At 70.8% G+C, this 6638-nt stretch carries 7 protein-coding genes; all 7 read right to left on the reverse strand.

Features of this window, described 5'->3' with window-relative positions:
• Positions 1 to 68 precede the first annotated feature (68 nt).
• The 7 genes from rnc to recG all read right to left on the reverse strand — a co-directional run bounded on the left by rnc (position 69) and on the right by recG (position 6474).
• Positions 69 to 893 carry a ribonuclease III gene (gene rnc, locus V7E45_RS37690; protein ID WP_333778781.1) on the reverse strand — a complete coding sequence of 275 codons (825 nt, stop codon included), beginning with the start codon at positions 891 to 893 and terminating at the stop codon, positions 69 to 71.
• Between the two features lie 8 nt (positions 894 to 901).
• Entirely contained in the window at positions 902 to 1075 is a 174-nt protein-coding gene (gene rpmF / locus V7E45_RS37695; RefSeq protein WP_003951102.1) for a 50S ribosomal protein L32, read from the reverse strand.
• A gap of 2 nt (positions 1076 to 1077) precedes the next feature.
• The gene (locus V7E45_RS37700; RefSeq protein WP_333778782.1) at positions 1078 to 1728 is read right to left on the reverse strand and encodes a YceD family protein; all 651 of its coding nucleotides are present in this window, start codon (positions 1726 to 1728) and stop codon (positions 1078 to 1080) included.
• A gap of 153 nt (positions 1729 to 1881) precedes the next feature.
• Positions 1882 to 3018 (reverse strand): ATP synthase F0 subunit B, encoded by a 1137-nt coding sequence (locus tag V7E45_RS37705; protein ID WP_333778783.1) that lies wholly within the window; start codon positions 3016 to 3018, stop codon positions 1882 to 1884.
• A gap of 57 nt (positions 3019 to 3075) precedes the next feature.
• Complete coding sequence (gene coaD, locus V7E45_RS37710; protein WP_333778784.1) at positions 3076 to 3555, reverse strand: pantetheine-phosphate adenylyltransferase; 480 nt, start codon at positions 3553 to 3555, stop codon at positions 3076 to 3078.
• A 26-nt stretch (positions 3556 to 3581) separates the two neighbouring features.
• The gene (gene rsmD / locus V7E45_RS37715; protein ID WP_333778785.1) at positions 3582 to 4169 is read right to left on the reverse strand and encodes a 16S rRNA (guanine(966)-N(2))-methyltransferase RsmD; all 588 of its coding nucleotides are present in this window, start codon (positions 4167 to 4169) and stop codon (positions 3582 to 3584) included.
• An 82-nt stretch (positions 4170 to 4251) separates the two neighbouring features.
• Positions 4252 to 6474 (reverse strand): ATP-dependent DNA helicase RecG, encoded by a 2223-nt coding sequence (recG, locus tag V7E45_RS37720; protein ID WP_333778786.1) that lies wholly within the window; start codon positions 6472 to 6474, stop codon positions 4252 to 4254.
• Positions 6475 to 6638: the final 164 nt, after the last annotated feature.

Consider the following 6638-nt stretch of genomic DNA (forward strand, 5'->3'; position numbering starts at 1 on the left):
CCCCCCCCCCCCCCCCCCCCCCCCCCCCCCCCCCCCCCCCCCCCCCCCCCCCTCGGGTGGTGCTCGGATCAGGCGGGCGCGGACGACGTGTCGTCCTCGGCGGCCTCCTCGGCCGCCTTGGCCCGCTCGTCCGCCGCGGCCCGGATGGACCGCCACGCGGACTCGGCGGCCTGCTGCTCCGCCTCTTTCTTGCTGCGGCCGGTGCCGGTGCCGTACGAGACGCCTCCGACGCGGGCGGCAGCAGTGAAGATCTTCTCGTGGTCGGGGCCGGTCTCCGTGACCAGGTACTCGGGCACGCCGAGCCCCTCGATCGCGGTCAGCTCCTGGAGACTGGTCTTCCAGTCCAGGCCGGCTCCGAGGTTCGAGGACTTCTCGATCAGCGGGTCGAACAGGCGGTGCACCAGTTCGGAGGCCGCGTCGAGGCCCTGATCGAGATAGACCGCGCCGATCACCGCTTCGAGGGTGTCGGCAAGGATGGACGCCTTGTCCCGGCCGCCCGTGCCCTCTTCACCCCGGCCGAGCCGGATGAAGGCGCCCAGGTCGAGACCGCGACCCACTTCCGCCAGCGCACGCGAGTTGACCACCGCGGCCCTGAGCTTGGCCAGCTGGCCCTCGGGGAGATCGGGGTGGGTGCGGTACAGCGTGTCCGTGACGACGAGGCCGAGGACGGAGTCACCGAGGAACTCCAGCCGCTCGTTCGTCGGCAGGCCGCCGTTCTCGTACGCGTAGGAACGGTGGGTCAGCGCACGCACCAGAAGGGCGGACTCGACGTGATAGCCGAGCCGCCCTTCCAGAAGCGTGTGGGACGAGGCCTGGTTGTCCACTTTCTTCTTGGCGGGTGCGTCCGCCTTGGCGTCTTCCGCCTTCTTGGGACTGGACACAGTGCCTCTCACCAGCCCGCTCAGACTTCGAGGACCTGGCGCTTGTTGTAGGTGCCGCAAGACGGGCACGCGATGTGCTGCTGCTTGGGCTCGTGGCAGCGCTCGCACGCAACCAGGGTGGGGACCGCAGCCTTCCACTGCGACCGGCGGTGGCGCGTGTTGCTGCGCGACATCTTCCGCTTCGGAACAGCCACGGCTACTTCTCCTGCTTCTCGTCGACGCCCGCTTCCGCGTCAGCGCCGCTCATCTCGTCCTTCTCGCCGTCTTCGAGTGAACCGGCGAGTCCCTGCAAAGCCGCCCAACGGATGTCGACGGCGTCATGATGGTGGTCCGGGTCGTCCGCGAGCCGCGCTCCGCACTCGGAGCACAGGCCCGGACAGCCTTCCTGGCACACCGGCTGCATCGGCAGTGCGAGCACCACCGCATCGCGCAGCAGAGGTTCGAGGTCGAACAATCCGTCCTCGAGGAAGAACCTGTCCTCGTCGTCCTCGGCGTCGTCGCCCGGTTCCGCGATCACACGGCCCCGGTCGTCGGCGTCATGGTACGAGAACAGTTCCTGGAAGTCCGCTTCGAGCTCCAGCCCGACCGGCTCCAGACACCTTACGCACTCCCCCTCGGCCTGTGCACGGGCGGTGCCTGTGACGAGCACCCCTTCCATGACCGACTCGAGCCGGAGGTCGAGCTCCACCGGGGCGCCTTCCGGCACTCCGATGACCCCCTGGATGCCGAGATCGGCGGGAGCGTCGATCGTGCGGGTCAGGCGCTGCAGCGCGCCAGGACGCCGACCCAGCTCGTGCGTGTCGAACACGAGGGGGTTGCGGTGGTCGAGGCGGGCGTTGGAAGCCATTCCTGCTTTCGATCTTCGAACTCGGAGGGCCGCCACCCGTGGTGTCCAGGCAGCGGTGATCGCGGACGTAGGCGCGACCGAACAGCCAGGATACTGGACCTTTCGCTCAGGTCCCAATCCGGTGGTCGTCCCGCCGACCGCCCGCCCTCGCGGCTACAGTCCCCGGCCCTGTTCGTACGCGCGCAGCTGCTCCGCGCTGATCATGCCGGTGTCGAACAGGCTGGTCTCGTCGAGGGCGTAGCCCGGCGCGGGCTGGTGCGCCGACTGGTGCTGCGCCTGCTGCGGGTCGTAGGCGGCCTGCTGCTGGTCGTACCCCTGGAAGGAGCCGTCGGCGGCCTGGGCGTAGCCGGCCGCGTACGGGTCGGCCTGCAGGTAGCCGTACGGGTCCTGCTGGGCGTAGTCCGGCTGCTGCGGGAAGCCCGCGTACGGGTCGGGCTCCTGCTGGACGGGGGCACCTCCCGCCGGGCCGTAGTCGAAGGTGGCGGAGTAGGCGGGCTGCGGATCGTACGACGGCTGCGCGGGCTCGGGCTGCCGCGGCTGCTGTGCCTGCGCCGGGCGCTCGGCCGGGGTGTCCGAGAGGGCCGCGAGGTCGGCGAGGTAGTCCGCGTCGCTGGAGTGCTGGAAGGTCGTGGTGTCGTCGGCGAGGGCGCCCAGGTCGTCGGTGGCGATCCGGCCGTGCAGCTTCTGCCGGCCGCGGCCCACGGCCTCCAGGGTCTTGGCGAGGACCGCCTCGAAGGCGCCCAGTTTGGCGTCGACGTACGCGTCGGCGTTGTGGCGCAGGGTCTCCGGGTCCTGGCTGCGCTCGGGGGCGTCCTCGTCCTCGTAGCCGTTCTCGTCCAGACCGGGGCCGGTGCCGAGCAGCTTCTCGCGGCCGCGACCGACCGAGCCGAGGGTCTTGGTGAGCACGACCTCGAAGTTGGCGAGCTTGGAGTCGACGTAGTCGTCGGCGTCGGCGCGGACCTCCGCGGCCTCCTGACGGGCCTCGTCCAGGATCCGGTCGGCCTCGGCCTGGGAGCGGCGCGCGATCTCGGTGCCGGAGATCAGCGAGCCGCGCTCCGCGTGCGCGCTCTCGATGATCCGGTCGGCCTCCATGCGGGCCTGCTCGACCATCTGCTCGCGGTCGCCGATCAGTTCCTGCGCCTGCGCGAGGGAACCCGGCAGGGCCTGGCGCACTTCTTCGAGCAACGCGAGCAGCTGGGCGCGGTTGACCACGCACGAGGCCGACATCGGCATGGACCGGGCGCCGGTAACCGTGGAGACGATCTCGTCGAGCTTCTTCTGGACGTCCACCTGTGCTCGCCACTCTCTACAGCTGTGTTGGAGACGGACGGGACGACTGTAGCCCGTTCAGTCCTTGCGCAGACGCCCGTTGAGGGCCTCCAGGACGGGCGCGGGCACGAGGTGGGAGACGTCTCCGCCCCAGGCCGCGACCTCCTTGACGAGCGAGGAGGACAGGAAGCTGTAGGTCGGGTTGGTCGGCACGAACAGCGTCTCGACCCCGGTGAGACCGTTGTTCATCTGGGCCATCTGGAGTTCGTAGTCGAAGTCGCTGACCGCGCGCAGGCCCTTGACGATGGCGGGGATCTCGCGCTGCTTGCAGAAGTCGACGAGCAGGCCGTGGAACGCCTCGACACGGACGTTGCCGTACTCGGCGGTGACCTCGCGGATCAGCTCGATCCGCTCCTCGATCTCGAACAGGCCCTTCTTGGACTGGTTGATCATCACCGCGACGTAGACCTCGTCGTACAGACGGGAGGCGCGGGCAATGATGTCGAGGTGTCCGTTGGTGATCGGGTCGAACGACCCGGGACATACGGCGCGGCGCACTTGTGATCCCTCGCTCTCCGGTCCGGTCATCGTGCGTCTTCGCACGTAGCGGCGGCGCGACCGTACCAAAACGTTCCCTCGCCGTAACGGCGGGCCCGGATCGGCTCGAAGCCGTCGGGCCAGCGGAATTCACCGCCTCGGGTGCTGCGCTCCACGGTGACGAGCGCTTGCTCGGCGAGCCAGCCCTCCGAGTGGAGTGTGAGCAGGATCTCGCGAAGATCGTGATCTGTGACCGCGTACGGGGGGTCGAGGAAGACGAGGTCGTACGGCTCGGCGGGGGGCGCGGTACGGATGACTTGTTCCGCTTTGCCCGCCCGTACCTCGGCGCCGGGCAGACCCAGGTTCTTCACGTTCTCCCGGACGGTCCTCGCCGCGCGGGCGTCGGCCTCCACCAGGAGCGTGTGGCTCGCGCCCCGGGACAGGGCCTCCAGGCCCACGGCTCCGGAGCCGGCGTAGAGGTCGAGGACGCGTTCGCCGTCCAGGGGGCCGCCGAGGAGGGACTGCCAGGTGGAGAAGAGGCCCTCGCGTGCGCGGTCGGAGGTGGGGCGGGTTCCGGTGCCCGGGGGTACGGACAGGCGCCGTCCGCCGGCCCTGCCGGCGATCACGCGGGTCATGTCAGGTCCTTCTTCGTGGGCGGCTTTTCGTTCATTGTGGCCGCTCACCCGGGTCCCCGCGTCACTGCCGGGGCGCCGGGCCTCAGCCCTTGTCCAGGTACTGCTCCCGTTCCTCGTCCAGCAGGGCGTCCAGGGCCGTCCGCAGACCCGGCAGCCGCTCCAGCTCCGGATCGGCCGCCACCAGCGCCGCAGCCTCCTCCCTGGCCTCCGCGATGACCTCCTCGTCCTCGATCACCGCGAGGACCCTCAGGCTGGAGCGGACGCCGGACTGGGCCTGGCCGAGGACGTCGCCCTCGCGGCGCTGTTCGAGGTCGATGCGGGAGAGCTCGAATCCGTCGAGGGTGGAGGCGACGGCGTTCAGCCGCTGGCGGGCCGCGCTCGCCTCGGGCATCTCGCTGACCAGGAGGCAGAGTCCGGGGGCCGAGCCGCGGCCCACCCGGCCGCGCAGCTGGTGGAGCTGGGAGACGCCGAAACGGTCGGCGTCCATGATGACCATGGCCGTGGCGTTGGGGACGTTGACGCCGACCTCGATGACCGTGGTGGCGACCAGGACGTCGGTCTCGCCCGCGGCGAAGCGGCGCATCACCGCGTCCTTGTCGTCGGGGTGCATCCTGCCGTGCAGGACCTCCACCCGCAGTCCCTGGAGGGGGCCGCGGCCGAGCTGTTCGGCGATGTCGAGGACGGCGAGCGGCGGGCGCTTCTCGGCTTCGTCCTCGGGGGACTTCTTCGCCTTCTTCGGGTCGTCCGCCTCGTCGGTGTCGTCGCCGATCCGGGGGCAGACGACGTACGCCTGGTGGCCGCCCGCCACCTCCTCGCGCACCCGCTCCCAGGCGCGGGCCAGGAAGTGCGGCTTGTCGGCGGCGGGGACCACGTGGGTGGCGATCGGGGAGCGGCCGGCCGGGAGCTGGTCGAGGACCGAGGTCTCCAGGTCGCCGAAGACGGTCATCGCGACCGTGCGGGGAATGGGGGTGGCGGTCATGACCAGCAGGTGCGGCGGCTGCTTGCCCTTGCCGCGCAGGGCGTCGCGCTGCTCGACCCCGAAGCGGTGCTGTTCGTCCACGACGACGAGGCCGAGGTCGTGGAACTGCACCTTGTCCTCGATCAGCGCGTGTGTGCCGATCACGATGCCGGCCTCCCCGGTGACGAGGTCGAGCAGCGCCTGGCGGCGGGCGGCGACCCCCATGGACCCGGTGAGCAGCACCACCTTGGTGCCGTGCTCGGCGCCGCCCAGCATGCCGCCCTCGGCGAGTTCGCCCATCATCTCGGTGACCGACCGGTGGTGCTGCTGGGCGAGCACCTCGGTGGGCGCGAGCATGGCCGCCTGACCACCGGCGTCGACCACGGCGAGCATCGCGCGCAGGGCCACCATCGTCTTCCCGCTTCCCACCTCCCCCTGCAACAGCCGGTGCATCGGGTGGTCGGTGGCGAGGTCGGTGAAGATCTCTGCGGAGACCTTCTTCTGGCCGTCGGTGAGGGTGAAGGGCAGGCGGTCGTCGAAGGCCGTGAGGATGCCGTCGGGGCGCGCGGTGCGGGGTACGGCCGGGAGCTGGGTGTCGGCGTGGCGGCGGCGGGCCAGGGCGACCTGGAGGACGAACGCCTCGTCCCACTTCAGGCGGGCGCGGGCGTCGGCGATGTCGGCCTTGGTGTGCGGGCGGTGGATCTTGAGCAGGGCCTCGGGGAGGGTGACCAGGCCCCGGCCCTCGCGCAGGGAGGCGGGCAGCGGGTCGACGGCCTCCTGGGCGCTGGGCAGTACCGTCTGCACGGCCTTGCCGATCTTCCAGGACTCGAGTTTGGCGGTGGCGGGGTAGATCGGGATCAGCGTCCCGGCCCAGGTCTCCACGGCCTCCTCGCCGTCGCCCCGCAGCAGTTCGTAGGCCGGGTGGGCGAGTTGGAGACGGCGGTTGAAGACGGAGACCTTGCCGGCGAACATCGCGCGGGTCCCGGGCAGCAGCTCCTTGTGCGGCTTGTGCACGCCGTTGCCGAAGAAGACCAGTTGGAGCCGGCCGCTGCCGTCGGTGATCGTGACCTCCAGGCGCTGGCCCTTGCCCCGGGGCGCCTTGGCGGACGCGAAGGAGTGCAGGCGGGCGTCGGCGACCTGGGCGACCACCGTGACGTGCTCGTCCATCGGGAGGTCGGCGAGGTGGGTGAGCTGGCCGCGCTCCTCGTACCGGCGCGGGTAGTGGTGCAGGAGGTCGCCCACGGTGTGCAGGCCGAGGTGCTCGGCCATCACCTTCGCGGTGGCGGGGCCGAGCACTGACTTCAGTGGCTGATTCAGTGGTTCTTCCAGTGCGGGCACGAGATCCATTGCACACCACGGCGCTGACAATGCCGTAGACGCCGTCCTGCGCGTTCGCCCCCGAATGCCGTGAACGTCTGGGAAACCGCTGGTCAGGTGGCCCGTTCCGGCCCTAGGATGGCGCGCTCCGGCCATCCCCCGCGGTCACCGCCCCACCCGGGACCGCCCGACCC

Origin of the sequence: Streptomyces sp. IBSBF 3136 (genome assembly GCF_036815105.1) — a bacterium.
In the GTDB taxonomy this organism is placed as follows: domain Bacteria; phylum Actinomycetota; class Actinomycetes; order Streptomycetales; family Streptomycetaceae; genus Streptomyces.